Here is a 15,922-nt window from a genome sequence, read left to right as displayed (position 1 = left end):
TTTATGTTTTTATTTCAACCAATTATAAGTATCGGCTAGCTGGCTAATTTTTTTATTATAATCGACTATAGCCGTTGCATCGCCACGCTCAAAACCGTTCAGTAATCCGTCAATATCTAAAACAAAATTTAAATGTAGCTCGCGATATTGACCAGGTACAGTTAGCGCCAAGATTTGATTTTTAGCCTCTCCCAAAAACTCGATCCAATCATTTTTTTGTTCGGTTAAAATTTTGTCATCAAAAGCCCTCTCTTGCCATTTGTCTTGATACTTTTTATAAATAGCGCGCAACTCAACCTCGTAATCTCCTTGAATCTTTTTTTGTACCGCCGGATTAATCATTTCTCTTTTGTCTCCAGTTTTGTCGGCTGTAGTAAAACGATCGCTATTATTTACCTTGTATACAACAATACCGGTAATAATAACAGTAACCAAAACCACGATCGACACGAAAACAATTTTTTCTTTTTTCATATTTTATCGTTTTAGTTTATTGATTACCGCTATTCATCCTGTTCGTCAAATTGCCCGGAAATATCTTCCATTAATACCGCTATTGCCGTGGCTACCGGAATGGCAAGTACCATACCAATAATTCCGCCGATTTTAGCACCAATCATTAAAGCTGTAATAACAATAATAGGATTAAGACCGACTGCTCTTTTCATCACCTGCGGAACTAAAATATTGTTTTCCGACCATTGCATTAAACAATAAAAAGCTAAAATAAATCCGGCCAACGGCAGTGATTGGGCTAGACCAATAAAAATAGCCGGAATGGCGGCAAGTATTGGTCCTAGATAAGGTATAAATTCCAGTAAAAACGCCAGCATTGCCAAGACCAAAGCATACTTGCCAAAAACCGGATAAAAAATACCAAATATACTCAGACCGATAAAAACGATAATGCCGACGATAAAAGACAAAATTATCTGACCTCGCAGCCACAAACCAATTTTATTTTGCATCCGAAAAAGCAGGCGAGTTAAATATGGTTGATATTTAGCTGGAGTAACCAAACGCAGAGTTCTTTTAGCCGCGCTTTCTTCAAGTAACAAATAAAAGGTTAATACCAAAATAATAATAAAAGAGAATATTCCTCCGAAAATACCAGTCAAAGTGTCAAAAAGACCGCTACTGCGTTGAGTCAAAAAATTTTCTAATTGATCCAATGTCGTCTGAACCCCGTCGGAAACATTGTAACGATCTGAATAATCCTGCAAAAAAGAAAAACTTGAAGAAATTTTAGACCAATGAGCCGGAAAGTCAGCCGCTAGATTCTGAATCTGATGAATGGCTGGAGGCAAAATCAAAATGACCAACGAGCTGACAAAAGACGCTAAAATAATATAAATAACCAAAACCCCAAAAATTCTGGGAATCTTTTTTTTAGCGAACCAACTGACCGTCGGCTCTAGGGCTGAAGTTAAAATAATTGCCACAAACAAAATAGCGATAACCGCCCTGATGTCATACAAAAACCAAAACGCCAGAGCGACTGCCACTACTTTCAAAAGGGAAATTGTAGATATTGTAACCTTTACTGGTTTTGACATAAACTGATTACATTATAACCTATTATAGGGTAAAAGACAAAGTGGTTGACAAAAAATTATGGTTTTATTACATTTAGATAATTGTACTTAAACAAACGGCAAAGGAAGGGCAAAAATGAAAGTCGAATTTAATTTTAACACCATATTGACTCTTGTTTTTGTTCTTATTGCAATTCATTTTCTACTCGCCTTCAATTCTCAAACCAATCGGAGTAAAAAAAGTGCGGCGGAAAAAGCCAATCCGGAAAAAATGATTAACGGTTATATCAATTTTGCCGCGAACATTGATTATTGCCAGCCTCTTTATACCAATCTGTACGACAATTGTCCGATCGGAGACTTTACCAGACAAAGTGTTGACGAAATAATTGCACTTTGTGAGCAAGAGAGTCCGGTCTTTAGTCCATTGTCTCGTATATACGCTTGCGCTGATACAACGCGAAATAATTGCCAGGCGTTTATTTACTGTCTGGCAAACGATTGGTAAAAAGACAAACGATCTTATTTGCCGTGATCGCGATTCACGAAACCAGCGGGGAGAATATCCCCGCTTTTATCTTTATCCTTGTACTATAACACCTAACTGATATAATCTTTTTGTATGATATTAGCAGAAAATAACAAAGGAAGATTTGATTACGAAGTGCTAAAAACCTGGGAAGCAGGTATCGTTTTATTTGGTCATGAGGTCAAAAGCGTTCGCGCTAAACAAATCAAGTTGCGAGGATCTTTTGTTACTATAACCATTGACCCCAAAACCACTAAACCTCAGGTGTCTTTGCTTAATTGTCATATCTCCAAATACACAAAAGCCGGACCCTTGCCGACTTATAAACCCGACCGAACCAGAAGTCTGATACTCCACCAAAAGGAAATTAGCTCAATTTATGGTCAAATTGCCCAAAAAGGCTTGACATTAATCCCCCTTAAAGTGTATACTAGGGGCACTAAAATTAAAGTGGAAATTGCTTTAGTTAAAGGTAAAAAGAAGTTTGACAAAAAAGAAACCATCAAAAAACGTGATATCGACCGCGACGTCCGCAGGCAATTGAAATATAAATAAAGCTTGCCCCTACACCAACCCTAACTCCGGCAAAAGCTGCTGTTGGTGTGGGGGGATGCTGGGCTTCGACAGGAAGGTTACAACGTTATTTAGCAGGTTGAGCATTCTAGATTGTCTCATTAAACCATTCTAGAAAATTATAAGTGCAAACTTATTTAACAAGGCCAAAAACGCATTAGCGCAAGCTTTTGCCGTTCCGGCTTTTGCTTTGACTGCTGCTTAAAGCACCAGTCCATCGGTTCCCTGACACCCGATAGGGGCTCCACCGGTGTTATATTTCGGGCTGGTAGTTTTTTTGCCTAGGAAAGCTACGAGACTAAAGGCTATAGCGAAAAAGGATTTTGTTTGTTTATTACCTTGTTCGCCGAAAAAAAATTAAACAAACTAAACTTGTAGATTAAATGGCTTTGTCTTTCTGGACGCGGGTTCAACTCCCGCCATCTCCACCATAGATAAACGTTGATCCAAAAAAACGGTTTCGGATATGCGGGTTTCCCCCTTCGGGGGATGTCCCGTAGGGACACAACTCCCGCCATCTCCACCATTATTCGCACAGCGAAGAATGCCCTTCGAAGCCTTGGCGAAGAAGGGCGATAATTATCAAAAATTTGTAATGTTAATTGGAGCTGCGCTACGAATGGCGCGGTCAAAGATATTCTAATTTCCAATTTCTTAACTTCTAGTTTCTAAATTTCAAAACAATGCGAAAAAGTTACAAAAAAAGACCGGAAAAATTATTAGTCCCAGTTTTTTTAGTTAATGAAAGAATCCGCGTACCCCAAGTCAGGCTGATTGATGAAAATAGCGCAATGGTTGGAGTTGTTAGTACACAAGAAGCTTTACGCCTTGCGCAAGAAGCAGAGCTAGATTTAGTGGAAGTCTCCCCAAAAGCCGACCCCCCTGTCTGTCGTATAATGGATTTTAAATCTTTTAAATACCAAAAAGAAAAAGAAGCCAAAGCGCAAAAAGCTAAACAAAAATCAGTCGAAGTCAAAGGTATTCGTCTCTCTCTACGAATCAGCGAACATGATACCGAAATCCGCGTCATGCAAGCCAAAAAATTTTTAGACAACAACGATAAGGTAAAAATAGAAATAACGCTTAAAGGCAGGGAGAAACAATATCGCAATCAAGCCAGAGAAAATTTAAATAACTTTGTCAAAGGGCTGGGAGAAGATATTAACATTGAACAACCCATTACTCAGCAAGGCGACAAAATAAATGTCATTGTAGTAAAAAAATAATATGCCGAAACTAAAAACCCACAAAAGCATAGCCAAAAGAATTAAAGTGACAAAAAACAAAAAGTTACTCCAACGCAAAGGCGGTCAAGACCACTTTAATTCCCGTGAAACCGGTAAAACCCGCCGCAACAAACGACGCGATATCACCACCGCTAAAACCGAACAACGAAACTTACGTCGTCTAATGCCCTATTCTTAATTTAATTTATTTTAAACTTTTTGATATGCCTAGAGTAAAAAGAGCGATACTGCACCTCAAAAAACGTCGCACATTACGCAAAAGAACTAAAGGTTTTATCGCCGGACGTAAATCATCAATGCGCCTTGGCAGAACTGCCTCGGTTAAAGCCGGCGCTCATTCCTACGTCGGACGAAAAACAAAAAAACGCGACATGCGAGCTTTATGGAATCAACGGATCAGCGCCGGGTTAAAAGAATTTAACCTGTCTTACAGTAAATTTATCGGCGCGTTGAACAAAAATAAAATTATCATTGATCGTAAAATATTAGCCCAATTAGCCGCCGAACATCCAAAAGTTTTTGCCGCGATAGTAAATGAAATAAAAAAATAGATGCCTAGAAATATAAAACAACCCCGTAATTGCAGGGTTGTTTTATATTATACCTTTATTTAGGCGGCTATTTTTATATCATCTTTTTTTTCCGATTTTTTCCTAGCATGTTTCATCCTCTGCTCTAGTTCTCTGCGTAACCGTAAACCAACAGTAGTATAATCGTCCGCTTTGATCTTTTGAGTCTCTAGCATCTTTATCATATTACGATCCTTGTCTTTAACTTTTTGCTCAATTATTTCCTGCAAATAAGGCAACATTTCTAAAGCGGCTTTATATCTTTCTCCTTTTATAGCATCAGCAAATTGAATCCATTCTTTTTCTAAATACTGCTTTTTTTTATTATTTTCTTGATCTAAATTTTCCCATGCTTGTCGATAAAGATATTTAGCAATCTCTACTTCGTCGGTCGGATTGATTCCGTTACTTTTCAAATCATAATAGAGCTTTGAACGTACGTCTAATTTATCACCAAAACGACGCAAAGCCTCCTGAGAACTGGGCAGTAAATCGATTACTCGCTGCCAATTTTCACTTTCAAAAGCCTTGATGATATTTTTTGTTTCACCGGAAATCCTTTTCTCTTTGACTGCAGCGATTTTTATTCTCCTCGATTCTTTCTCAGTAAAATCATCGGCCGGCTCAGCTACTACTTTTTTACTTAATATATTATTAACCGCTTTTTGCTCCGGCTGCTCTCCAGAAGCACTGAACCAAGATTTAATTTTTTTTGTTGCACCATTGATCATTTGTCTTGCTTTGCCCCAAAAAGATATCGGCTCTTTTTTAGTATTCACAGGGTATATTTTTCTCGGCGGTTCAACGCTATAGTCATACTGATCTTCAATCTCTTGTCTGACATCAATAATCCTTTTTTGATCTAAGGCGCGATTAGCTTCCCGCAACTGTTCCAAATCCTTCCTTTCTTTTATTGCTTGCTCCGGATGTAATAAATCTCTACCCGCCCCCTCCTCAGTTGGCTCTTTTTTAGGATCAGCCACATTATTTAAAGCTTCTTTTCGCATAAATTTAGAAATAATTTTAATATTTTATTATCTTAAGGATAGGCTAAAAGACAACCATTGTCAAACCAAAAATATTGACACAATTTAACCGATGTAATATAATAAGCCGTAGTTTTATAGGTTTTGAATATTAATGGGCTCGTGGTGTAGCGGTTAACATGCCTCCCTGTCACGGAGGAGACCGAGGGTTCGATTCCCTTCGAGCCCGCCAAAATAACACGAATTAAAGACATTCGTGTTTTTTTGTTGAAAAAAATAATTTTAAAACCATTTTCGACGAAATTTGAAAAATAAAACAATACTAAGTGTTACAAAAAATACAACGCCCGATAAAACTTGCGCAAAGCGAAAACCAAAAATCAACGGCGAATAATCGGTACGCAAAAACTCCATAAAAAATCTAATTACCGAATAACCAATCAAAAAAAACAAAGTAATAATACCGTCCTGTCCTTCACTCCCCGCCTCTCGTCTCCTGCGTTTTTGCCAAATAAACAAAACCGTAAATAAGATTAAATCCAAAATAGATTCATATAAAAACGTCGGATGAAATTTGGTAAAATTACTATATTGTTCTGGACGATTAGCCGGTTCTATAGGGATGCTCCAGGGCAAGGTCGTGGGCTTGCCAAAAAGCTCTTGATTAAAATAATTTCCCCATCTTCCTATAGCCAAAGACAATGGGACACAAGTAGCGATAACATCTGCTATCATCCAAGGTGACCATTTTTTGCGCTTTGAATAAAAATAAATAGTAATTATAGCGGCGATAATAGCACCGTGAATAGCTAGTCCGCCATGCCAAATTTTAAAAACATCTAACAAATTTTGCGAATAATACTGCCAAGCATAAAAAACATAATAAAGACGCGCTCCGATTATCCCAAAAACAATAACATAAAAAAATAAATCATAAGCGTCATCGGATGATAAATTATTCTTTTTAAACAAAAAAAGCATAATTAAAAAACCAACAACAAAACCGACAACCACCAGCAATCCATACCAATGAATCGCCAGTGATCCTAGCTGTAATAAAATACTATTTGGTGCGGTGCTAAACATATTATTCCGCTAAAAAACGAATAATGTCGTTTTCCGGTCTTTGCCAAGATATCTCTTCTCCATTAGCAAAAATATGAGGAACGTCTTGCAATTTTAGCTCTGTTGCCCGATTCATGTCATACTCGATTGCCGGAACGGTTTGGTTGGAGTTTATACAATTATTAAATTCATTAATATCTATTTTTACCTGCGCCGCGTAATCTTGCAAAACACTGACGTTTGTCAGTTTTTCCTGATTGGCAAAAAGTAAATCATGATATTCCCAATACTTACCCTGTCGCTGTGCGCACTCAGCTGAAGCATTAATTAATATGGAACTTTTTTTAGTTGGCACATAGTGTGGCTCAATTCTTATTTCATCGCCGTACTTTTGATATATTTTAGTTAATGTCGCATCTGTTTCACGACAAACTGGACAAAGAAAATCAAAATAAACTTCTAGTACCACTTTTGCGTCAGCACCGCCTCTGGCCGGGCGATTCATGGTTCCCGCAGCGATGTCGCTGCCTTGGCTCGCCTTATCTGAAGCGGAAATAAAAAACCACAAAAAAAACACAAAAATTAATAAAATCACGATAAAAATAGAAAACTTGGTTTTTACATTTAACATATATTTAGTCTCATTATACTAAAAAACACGAATAAAGAAAAAGACCGTGATAACGCTGCGCGTTTCACGGTCTCGAAAAATGGCTGCTTAGTTTTCTTGCCGCTCGATGAGCGGCTGCTGCTGGTTTCGCTCAATGAGGTGAAGGCGAAACCGAATCTCATTTTTTTCTTCCTCGGTATAGTTCGGGTCAAGAAGCTGTCTATACAGCTCGTTAATGACCCGTAAGTATGAACCTTGGCGGTCTCTTTCTTGTCTTTTAACCACGAACAGTGCCGCGGCAAAGGCAATAACACCCCATAACCACCATAACGCCACTACCGGTGCCACAACTACATCGTAGATGGGCGCGCCGGCGGCATTGTACGCCGCTTCGTCGATCAATAGACCGATTGATAGCAGCGAACAAACCAGAACGAAAATAAAGATACCAACGAACTCGACGATAAAGTAACCGACGAGTTCCAACAAAAACGCCGTTTTCGTCATAGTCATATAAGCCTCCCAGGACTTTATTTCAAGTTTTCAACAATGATAATATAATAACAAAAAAAAGAAATATTGTCAATATCGCATTACTTCTTTATTTAAATTTAGCTAATTTATACTAAAATTCAACTACTTTTACAAAATTTATTTCACAAATCCCATGACGACGAACTGCTGAAACTATTATTGCCCTGCTTCCGCCAAGACGCTTTTTATGAGCATAAATCCAGCCTGTCATTTGTTCAGACAATTTGTCTTCCCGAGCTTTCAAATCTTTAAGTTCTGCCCTAACTCCCCAATTCAAACCTAGTTGTTGCTGTGTTGTTTTACTCCTGGTTAAAACTATTATATCCACCTCCGGCCGAAAACTGGAAATTGCTCGCACGGCTTCACCGGTACTATCAGAAACAACTAATACTTTAACTTTTAATTTATTTGCTAAAACTTTTATTGATTCAGCGACGGCAAACAACGTTGATTTAGCCAAAGAAGGCGACTGAATTGCCAAATCGTCATATGGTGATTTTTCTGTTTTGGAAATAATACTTGCCATCATCTCCACTACTTCAACAGGATATTTCCCGGTCGCTGTTTCGCCGGAAAGCATAACGGCATCGGCATGATCAATAACAGCATTGGCAACGTCAGAAACTTCAGCGCGAGTCGGACGCGGTTTTTCCATCATTGATTCTAACATTTGCGTTGCTACTATCACAGGCTTAGCCGCAGCTAAACATTTAGCCACTAATTCTTTTTGTAATATTGGCACTTGCGCTGGTGCTAGTTCAATTCCCAGATCTCCTCTTGCCACCATTATGCCATCGACAACCGCCAATATTTTATCAAAATTTTTTATTGCTTCTTGTCTTTCTATTTTTGCCATCACTTTCACCAAACTTTTAGGATGATAGCTCTGGATCAGTCTTTTGAGAGCTGACACGTCGCTTGCCTCTCGAACAAAAGACAGCGCTACCCAATCCATGCCTTGGCATAAACCAAATTTCAAATCTTCCTTGTCTTTAGCAGTAATCGACGGTGCTGATATTTTGGTCCCGGGTAAATTCATTCCCCGCAAAGCCAAAACAGTACCACCACGAATAACCCGAGCAAAAACTAACTCTTGTTTTTTATCAACCTTGGTAACTTTCAGTTCGATTATTCCATCGCTGATAAAAATCGTTGCTCCGATTTTTATTTCTTTTGCCAAACTTTGATACTGAATAGGCAAAAATTTATCTGCTTTGACTTTAGGCGGAGCAGTTGTTTCTTTTTCGACATACAGAGCCACTTTATCATTCACCGAAAGTTCAACTCCTTCTTTGACAATATTACCGGTACGAATCCGCGGTCCCTGCAAATCTTGCAATATAGCGACAGCGTGTCCCGCCCGAGCTGCAGCGATTCGAATATTTTTAATCAACATTTTATGATGGCGATATTTACCATGAGAAAAATTGAGCCTGGCAACATCCATTCCCGCATGAACCATAGATTCTAATACTTTTTTGTCTTCCGACGACGGACCAATAGTACAAACAATTTTTGTTCTTTTTTTCATAAACTTCCCTCCTTAAATATAAACTTATAGATTTATTTTTTTAGCATACTCGCCTAACACCGGTATTTCCCAGTATTGCCCGCCCAATGCTTTTAGAATTCCGACGACTGAAACTACCAACACTGCTAAAAATAACGCCCAACCGATCAGTGGTATCCAAAATACAAATCCACCAACCACTTCTACTAAAAACAACGCTAACCCTTGTTTGGCATGAAACTGACAAAATTTGTCTTCTCTTTTAGCTAACAACGGAATCAAAAATAAAACCCAAATATAAGACAAGGCGGCGATTGTTTTGTTGTCGCTAAGATTAATTTTGCTTGGTTGTTGAGTCTTCTGACTGTTTTCCATATTGTTTTATTTCTTCGGCAGGCGGCGCCGGCATTTTTTCAGTCATTGCCGTTGCAACCATGACCTTATTTTTTAATTGATAAAATTTTACTATTACAATGCCAATCAACCCTCCGATCAAAGCTATTATCAAGGGCTCTACAAAAATATCTACTAATCTCCACCACGACCAAAACCAAATAGTTTCTAGTACTACTTGCCACCAGCCAATAAGCAACGCCGCCATAAACCCAACCGTCACGGCATGAATTCCATCTTTAACCCGCGTCTTAGTTACTCGTAAAACCACTACTAATATTAAAATCAGAGATACGATCCAACTACAGTAACTTAAAGATTCTCTGGTCCACTGCAAAAAGCTAACCAAGCTTAAAAGATAAAAAAATAAAATAAACCCACTGCAGATAACAAACGGACGACGAATGGTACTAAAATAAAATTTTAGATCTTTTGACGTCTCGTCCTCCTGCCATAGATTTTTTTCTTCTACCATAACATTTCTATTATAACATATTTTAAAAAACTCCGGAAAGACCGGAGTTTTTTATTTATTTTTTACATTCCTAAATCCATTCCTCCATAACCACCACCAGCTCCTGTGTTACCACATTTGCAATCTTTTGGTTCTGGCTTATCAGTAACCACCGCTTCGGTGGTTAAAAATAACGAAGCAATCGAAGCGGCGTTTTGTAGTGCACAGCGCGTTACTTTGGCTGGATCAATAATACCGGATTTAATCATATCTTCATATTTATCCAGAGCGCCGTTGTAGCCATAATTACCATTTAATTTTTTTACCTCCTCAACCACTACAGCACCGTCTTTACCACCATTGTTTGCGATCTGACGCAACGGTTCCTCTAATGCTCGTCGCAAAATATTTACACCAATTTTTTCTTCTCCTTCTAAATTAAGACTTCCCAAAACCATGGCGGCCCGAATCAAGGCAACCCCGCCACCGGGAACAATACCTTCTTGCACGGCGGCCTTAGTGGCGTTGAGAGCGTCTTCGATTTTAAATTTAATTTCCTTCATTTCCGTTTCTGTGGCGGCGCCGACTTTGATAACCGCGACTCCACCGGATAATTTAGCCAAACGTTCTTTAAATTTTTCTTTATCAAATTCTGAATCACATTCATCTATTTCTTTTTTAATCCTAGCTATTCTGGATTGAATTTGCGTTTTATCACCAGCGCCACCAACAATAGTAGTGTTTTCTTTAGTTGAGATGATTTTACTTGCCGAACCTAATTGTTCTAAGGTTGTACTTTCTAGTTTCAAACCTATTTCTTCGGAAATCACCTTAGCGCCGGTTAATACTGCTATATCTTCAAGCATTTCTTTTCTACGATCACCATAACCAGGAGCTTTAATTGCGAGGGTATTGAACGTGCCACGAATTTTATTAACTACTAAAGTAGCTAGAGCCTCGCCGTCAACATCGTCTGCAATAATCACCAGCTCTTTTTTACCGGTTTGAGCGACTTTCTCCAGTAATGGCAAAATATCACTGATGGCAGAAATTTTACGATCGGTAACAAGCATCATCACATCGCTGTATTCCGCCTTCATAGTTTCAGGATTGGTCACCATATAAGGAGCGATAAAGCCTTTATCAAACTGCATTCCTTCAACAACCTCTTTCTCGATGCCAAAAGACTGTGCTTCCTCCACGGTAATTACGCCGTCATTGCCAACCTCTTCCATAGCCTGAGCAATCACTTTACCTATTTCTTCACTATTAGCGGAAATGGAAGCAACCTGAGTAATTTCTTCTTTACTAGAAATCGGTTTAGCTATCTTTTCTTTCAACTCTTTAACCACAGCGGCAACCGCTTTTTCTATTCCATGGCGAATCGCCAACGGATTAGCGCCGGCGGCAACGTTTTTGAAACCCTCGCCGATAATCGCTTGTGCTAAAACCGTCGCAGTAGTGGTACCATCGCCGGCAACATCATTGGTTTTTGATGCGACTTCCTTAATCAATTCCGCACCGACATTTTCGAACCTATCTTCTAATTCGATTTCTTTAGCAATAGTTACACCATCATTGGTAATCACTGGCGAACCATAGCCTTTATCCAAAATCACATTGCGACCGCGCGGTCCAAGAGATACTTTGACGGTATCAGCTAGTTTGTCGACTCCACGCTTGATGGCCGCGCGAGCTTTTTCATCAAATAAAATTTGTTTAGACATAAAAAATGGTTATAGTTATTAAAATAATTATAAAATAGCGATGATATCGCCTTCTTCGATAACTAATAGTTCTTCGCCGTCGACTTTAATTTCATCAGGAGAATATTTTTTAAACATTACTTTATCACCAATTTTAACTGACATTGGTGCCCGAGAACCGCTGTCCAGTAGTCGACCTGGTCCGATAGCTAAAACCTCACCCTGCTCGGGTTTTTCTTTATCCAAAGTATCGGGTAAAACAATTCCTGATTTAGTAGCCTCTTCTTTACGAACCGGTCGGACAATCACATTATTACGCAACGGTTTGATGTTCATATTGATTTTATTTTATTACTTAGAGGTATTAGCACTCTATTTTCTAGAGTGCTAATCGTGTTCATATTTTATGGCATCAGCAAGACCTTGTCAAGATAAAATAAATAGCTATTTTTCAACAAAAAAATCCCCTATCCACAACCAAATGAGGATTGAAAAAACTATTTAGTATCTTTCATGTGAAAGATAAAATATAATCCGCTCAAAAGTATCAAACTGGTAAAAATAAAAATATAGCCAATAGACAAAAAATGCAAAACCACAACACCTAAAACAGCTGCCGTTAAATAACCTAGATTGTTGGTATTGCGAAAAACATTCACATAATCAACGTCTTTGATATTCACCATTTTAAAAAAATAAGTTTCGCGCATTGCTTCAAAAAGTGCTGCTCCACAACGGTTGGTAAAAAGCAGCCCCGCCCAAAGCCAAGGATTTGTTGAATGAATAAAAAACATTGAAAATGTGGTTGCGGATAAAATAAGCAAACCACCAGTCATTATTTCTTTTTCACCAATATATTTATCCGCAATAATACCAGCCGGTATCTCAATCAAAACAAACGGTAATAACATAGCGGTAAAAATAATCCCGATGGTCGCCCAACTAAAACCGATATATTGATGCAAATAAATCGGAATATAAATAACCGCAACACCATAAAATAATTGCAACAAAAAAGAAATATTAAAAGCGCCGCGAAGATTTTTGTTCTGCCAAACCATCTTTATGGTGTCCAAAGTATTATGGTGTTCATACTCAGTATGATCTAAAAAAGTTTTCTTTTTTAAAGCCAAAACCACAAAAACCGGTACGACCAGCGCCGCAGAGATAGAATAAATATAAACATAATTATCTATTCCAACGAAACGACCAACTATAAAAGGTGAAATCAGCCATCCAGCGTTGATAAAAGTAAAATATACAGTCCGTACCCGTCCAGTCAGCCCTACCTTGGTAAAACGTTCAACAAATACATCCATATTAATAAAAAGTAAATTAGTAAAAGCAGTCATTAAAGAAAAATAAATAAAGGCACTGATCTTTGTCTGAGCATTAATTAATAAAAAAATACTTAAAAAGTATAAAATCAAAACGTAAAGAGTTATTTTGTAATTACTAAACCTTTTAATGTAATAAGGGAAAAAATTAACGGCAATCATGGCAACCAGCGCCGAACCAATAAAAAAAATACCGACATTGCCTATTCCGGAAAATTTCTCCAAAAAAGTCGAAGCAATATATGCCGGCAACGCCAGCGATACCGACAAAACAAAACCAAAAAAATACAGCATCGGTAGTCCCTTTTTAATTCCTAACATAATCATTTTTTTTACTTAAACTTGCGACTAACCACCAAAGAATTATACCAAAATATAGACTCCAAAGAAAGTGATCAAAAAGCCCGACTATCAATAACGACAAAAAGGCTAATTTGCCGCTTAAGTCGCCTTGACTAAAAAATAAAAATGAAATAATTAATACTGTATAAATAGCAACACCGACCACTCCAATTTCAATTAAGACTAAAACATAAATATTATGCACCGGCTGATAGAACCAAGATGGTTGCTTATTGTCAATTTCCTTATATACCGCCAAAGTCTGGTTGCCCGGACCAACGCCGTAATAAGCATATTTTTGCAGCAAAATGTCACTTTGCTTATAAAGACCAACCCTTTGTTGGTTAGACAACGTCTCCAATCTTTCTCCCCCAACCAAACGAGGTTTTATCGGCGACCAAAATATCGCTCCGATAATAATAACCAAAATCACGCTTAAAACTAAAATTTCGGCAGTAAATTTATTTTTGATTCTTTTTATTATCAAAAGAGTAATAAAAGACAAAAAACAAACGATCAATGATAACCATGCCGCTCGAGAAAAAGTGAAAATTAAAGCGGGTAAAATCAAGGATAATCCGGAAACGATAAACAGCTTTTGACGTGAACTATTAACATTTAAGCTAAGAAAAAATAAAAATATCAAAGCCACCACCAAGAAAGCAGCTAAAATATTGGGGTGCGGTAAAGAGCCATAAGCGCGCAGCCAACGCTGCCCGCCCGATTCAATCACAAATACGCCCAAATCATTGGCTGACTGGCTAGCCATCCCCAACCACTTGGAAGCAAAAATCGATTGAGTTAAAAACTGATACCAGGCAAGCGCTGCCTGAACTCCGGCGGCCATAACAAAACTAACCACCGCCTTTGTTCTGTCAACAGGTCCATAACTAATCAAAAAATAAAGCAGGAAGCCTTGGGCAAAAAAAGACCAATAATAAATCGCCAAATTACGGTCTAACGACCAGACGACAGAAACCAGCGACCAAACTAAAAAAACTAACGGCAAAACCACATCTTTACGTTGCACTTTTTGTCCGCCCGATTTTTTGCGCCAAACCAAAAATAGTATAACCAAAACGATTAAAAACGCTTCGCTGGCATAAAAACTGTTTGATCCGTATTCCCAGTATCCTCCATTTAAACTCGCCACTTTATAAATCAAACGCGTTTGCCAGGGCAACAAAAAAATCAACAGATAGACGCCGTACTCGACAATTTTAGCTAAACTTATTTTTTGCCACATAATAATTATTTTAGTTTGGTCACCAACTCATTAACCTTGATTATCCACTCATTGCGATAACCTTCCCGCCGGTCATTACTGATTAATTTGATTAAACCCTCTTCTATCGCCACGCCCACGTATTTATTTTTAAATTTTTCTTTTAGTAGCTGCGGTAAACGATACCACTGCATTTTTTGTGCCCATCTCTCCATTTTGTCTGATTGCCAAAAATATTCTTTAGATTTTTTCATAAACCCGCCGACCGATCCTAACACTATTGTTCGACGTAAATTCGGGTCAACACCGATACTATTGGCTAAATACTTTTTAATCCAAACATTTCTCTCTTGAAACTTTTTATAATAACACCCGTCAGCATCGTAAACCGGAAAAAGTTGATCAATCCAATAACAAAGATAAATATCGTTACGCGGCAAGGCTGTTTTTTCCAAATTCATGCTTTCTTCATCAACGAAAAAGCTAAGGCAAAATTTATCTTTTACATCATTCTCTTTGGGACGAAGACCAAAAAATTTCAAAAAAAACAGGCAAAAAAACCGTGTAGTCCAAGCTTTTTTACTTCTAGTGATAATAAATAAATCTATGTCGCTACCGTCCGCCGCGTTACTGTAAGCCAGAGTATTACATACGGCAATCATTCTGACAAAAGGCAAAAATGCCAAAAAGCGACAAACTTTCTTTACCTTACGATATTTTTTTTCAGCAATACCGTAGCGTTCTTTACGTAAAGTAACAATTTTATCATCACGTGATGATAAAAAATAATAACCCTGGCTTTGTCCAACCAAGGTTATTTGCGGTAAAACCGCAATTACTTCTTCAAGAGAATATTTTCTATCGCTATATAAATAGCGCCAAATTTCCACTGCGGTCAACGGAAAACTAAAAAGATCGAAGAAAGCCAAAGTTTTCACAATCGCTGAGATTAAAAATTGATCAGTCATTTTTTATTTTTGAGTAAAAGAATTAGACGTAACAACGGTTTCGCTTGTCTCCATGCCAATCTGTTTATCAATTAATGTTTCTTCTATTTTTTTAGCAACATTATCTTCAACAATTATTTTCTCATTACTAATAGACACTATCTGACTGCGATGAACCACTAAACTATCGACGACAAATAATTTTTTTATTACTCCGGCGCTACCGACAAAATAATTAATCACCATTTGTCCATCACTGTCAATCTCGATATCAGTCACCTCACCCAAAAACTGCCCGCTTTTAGTATAAACGGGTAACGTAATTATTTTTTTGGCATTAATAAGCACAACAATAAAATT

20 protein-coding genes, 1 tRNA gene and 1 other RNA gene are annotated in these 15,922 nt (G+C 37.8%); 7 read left to right on the top strand and 15 right to left on the bottom strand.

Translation table 11 applies throughout. From position 1 onward, the window contains the following. Positions 1-9: 9 nt before the first annotated feature. Both WC310_00580 and WC310_00575 read right to left on the bottom strand, forming a co-directional pair. Positions 10-474: a hypothetical protein gene (locus WC310_00580; GenBank protein MFA5358300.1), complete on the bottom strand. Its 465-nt coding sequence runs from the start codon at positions 472-474 to the stop codon at positions 10-12. Between the two features lie 29 nt (positions 475-503). After that, the gene (locus tag WC310_00575; protein MFA5358299.1) at positions 504-1,556 is read right to left on the bottom strand and encodes an AI-2E family transporter; all 1,053 of its coding nucleotides are present in this window, start codon (positions 1,554-1,556) and stop codon (positions 504-506) included. A gap of 115 nt (positions 1,557-1,671) precedes the next feature. Here WC310_00575 and WC310_00570 point away from each other — a divergent pair, with 115 nt between their 5' ends. The 6 genes from WC310_00570 to rplT all read left to right on the top strand — a co-directional run bounded on the left by WC310_00570 (position 1,672) and on the right by rplT (position 4,435). Continuing rightward, complete coding sequence (locus WC310_00570) at positions 1,672-2,043, top strand: hypothetical protein (GenBank protein MFA5358298.1); 372 nt, start codon at positions 1,672-1,674, stop codon at positions 2,041-2,043. A gap of 114 nt (positions 2,044-2,157) precedes the next feature. Then, a complete protein-coding gene (gene smpB, locus WC310_00565) occupies positions 2,158-2,619 on the top strand; it encodes an SsrA-binding protein SmpB (GenBank protein ID MFA5358297.1) in 462 nt (153 codons plus the stop codon). 51 nt (positions 2,620-2,670) lie between these two features. Further along, positions 2,671-3,068, top strand: a transfer-messenger RNA (tmRNA) gene (gene ssrA / locus WC310_00560). A 252-nt stretch (positions 3,069-3,320) separates the two neighbouring features. Next, complete coding sequence (infC, locus tag WC310_00555; protein ID MFA5358296.1) at positions 3,321-3,863, top strand: translation initiation factor IF-3; 543 nt, start codon at positions 3,321-3,323, stop codon at positions 3,861-3,863. 1 nt (position 3,864) lies between these two features. Beyond that, entirely contained in the window at positions 3,865-4,062 is a 198-nt protein-coding gene (locus WC310_00550; protein ID MFA5358295.1) for a 50S ribosomal protein L35, read from the top strand. 25 nt (positions 4,063-4,087) lie between these two features. Beyond that, positions 4,088-4,435 (top strand): 50S ribosomal protein L20, encoded by a 348-nt coding sequence (rplT, locus tag WC310_00545; GenBank protein MFA5358294.1) that lies wholly within the window; start codon positions 4,088-4,090, stop codon positions 4,433-4,435. A gap of 59 nt (positions 4,436-4,494) precedes the next feature. Here rplT and WC310_00540 read toward each other — a convergent pair whose 3' ends face one another. Next, a complete protein-coding gene (locus tag WC310_00540; protein ID MFA5358293.1) occupies positions 4,495-5,460 on the bottom strand; it encodes a hypothetical protein in 966 nt (321 codons plus the stop codon). Positions 5,461-5,595: 135 nt separating this feature from the next. On the opposite strand from WC310_00540, the gene WC310_00535 reads away from it, so the two are divergent. Continuing rightward, positions 5,596-5,671: transfer RNA gene (locus WC310_00535), tRNA-Asp, on the top strand. Positions 5,672-5,721: 50 nt separating this feature from the next. Here WC310_00535 and lgt read toward each other — a convergent pair. From lgt to WC310_00475, 12 genes are all read right to left on the bottom strand, one after another. Continuing rightward, the gene (gene lgt / locus WC310_00530) at positions 5,722-6,525 is read right to left on the bottom strand and encodes a prolipoprotein diacylglyceryl transferase (protein ID MFA5358292.1); all 804 of its coding nucleotides are present in this window, start codon (positions 6,523-6,525) and stop codon (positions 5,722-5,724) included. A 1-nt stretch (position 6,526) separates the two neighbouring features. Continuing rightward, positions 6,527-7,135: a thioredoxin domain-containing protein gene (locus WC310_00525; GenBank protein ID MFA5358291.1), complete on the bottom strand. Its 609-nt coding sequence runs from the start codon at positions 7,133-7,135 to the stop codon at positions 6,527-6,529. 87 nt (positions 7,136-7,222) lie between these two features. Further along, entirely contained in the window at positions 7,223-7,627 is a 405-nt protein-coding gene (locus WC310_00520; protein ID MFA5358290.1) for a hypothetical protein, read from the bottom strand. Positions 7,628-7,739: 112 nt separating this feature from the next. Beyond that, on the bottom strand, positions 7,740-9,179 hold the full coding sequence (gene pyk / locus WC310_00515) for a pyruvate kinase (protein MFA5358289.1): 1,440 nt from the start codon (positions 9,177-9,179) through the stop codon (positions 7,740-7,742). Positions 9,180-9,203: 24 nt separating this feature from the next. Continuing rightward, complete coding sequence (locus WC310_00510; protein ID MFA5358288.1) at positions 9,204-9,533, bottom strand: hypothetical protein; 330 nt, start codon at positions 9,531-9,533, stop codon at positions 9,204-9,206. After that, complete coding sequence (locus WC310_00505) at positions 9,493-10,026, bottom strand: hypothetical protein (GenBank protein ID MFA5358287.1); 534 nt, start codon at positions 10,024-10,026, stop codon at positions 9,493-9,495. The genes WC310_00510 and WC310_00505 overlap by 41 nt, the downstream gene beginning before the upstream one ends. Positions 10,027-10,088: 62 nt before the next feature. Then, positions 10,089-11,732, bottom strand: a complete 1,644-nt coding sequence (groL, locus tag WC310_00500; GenBank protein ID MFA5358286.1) for a chaperonin GroEL — start codon at positions 11,730-11,732, stop codon at positions 10,089-10,091. A gap of 27 nt (positions 11,733-11,759) precedes the next feature. Continuing rightward, positions 11,760-12,047, bottom strand: coding sequence for a co-chaperone GroES (locus WC310_00495; GenBank protein ID MFA5358285.1), 288 nt, complete (start codon positions 12,045-12,047; stop codon positions 11,760-11,762). 161 nt (positions 12,048-12,208) lie between these two features. Next, positions 12,209-13,369: an MFS transporter gene (locus tag WC310_00490; protein MFA5358284.1), complete on the bottom strand. Its 1,161-nt coding sequence runs from the start codon at positions 13,367-13,369 to the stop codon at positions 12,209-12,211. Continuing rightward, positions 13,356-14,636 carry an O-antigen ligase family protein gene (locus WC310_00485; GenBank protein ID MFA5358283.1) on the bottom strand — a complete coding sequence of 427 codons (1,281 nt, stop codon included), beginning with the start codon at positions 14,634-14,636 and terminating at the stop codon, positions 13,356-13,358. The genes WC310_00490 and WC310_00485 overlap by 14 nt, the downstream gene beginning before the upstream one ends. A gap of 5 nt (positions 14,637-14,641) precedes the next feature. Next, positions 14,642-15,583, bottom strand: a complete 942-nt coding sequence (locus WC310_00480; protein MFA5358282.1) for a hypothetical protein — start codon at positions 15,581-15,583, stop codon at positions 14,642-14,644. 3 nt (positions 15,584-15,586) lie between these two features. Further along, positions 15,587-15,910, bottom strand: a complete 324-nt coding sequence (locus WC310_00475) for a PRC-barrel domain-containing protein (GenBank protein ID MFA5358281.1) — start codon at positions 15,908-15,910, stop codon at positions 15,587-15,589. Positions 15,911-15,922 lie beyond the last annotated feature (12 nt).

The organism is Patescibacteria group bacterium, from assembly GCA_041653535.1.
In the GTDB taxonomy this organism is placed as follows: domain Bacteria; phylum Patescibacteriota; class Patescibacteriia; order JACRDY01; family JACRDY01; genus JBAZFH01.
This window is presented reverse-complemented; position numbering and strand designations above follow the sequence as displayed.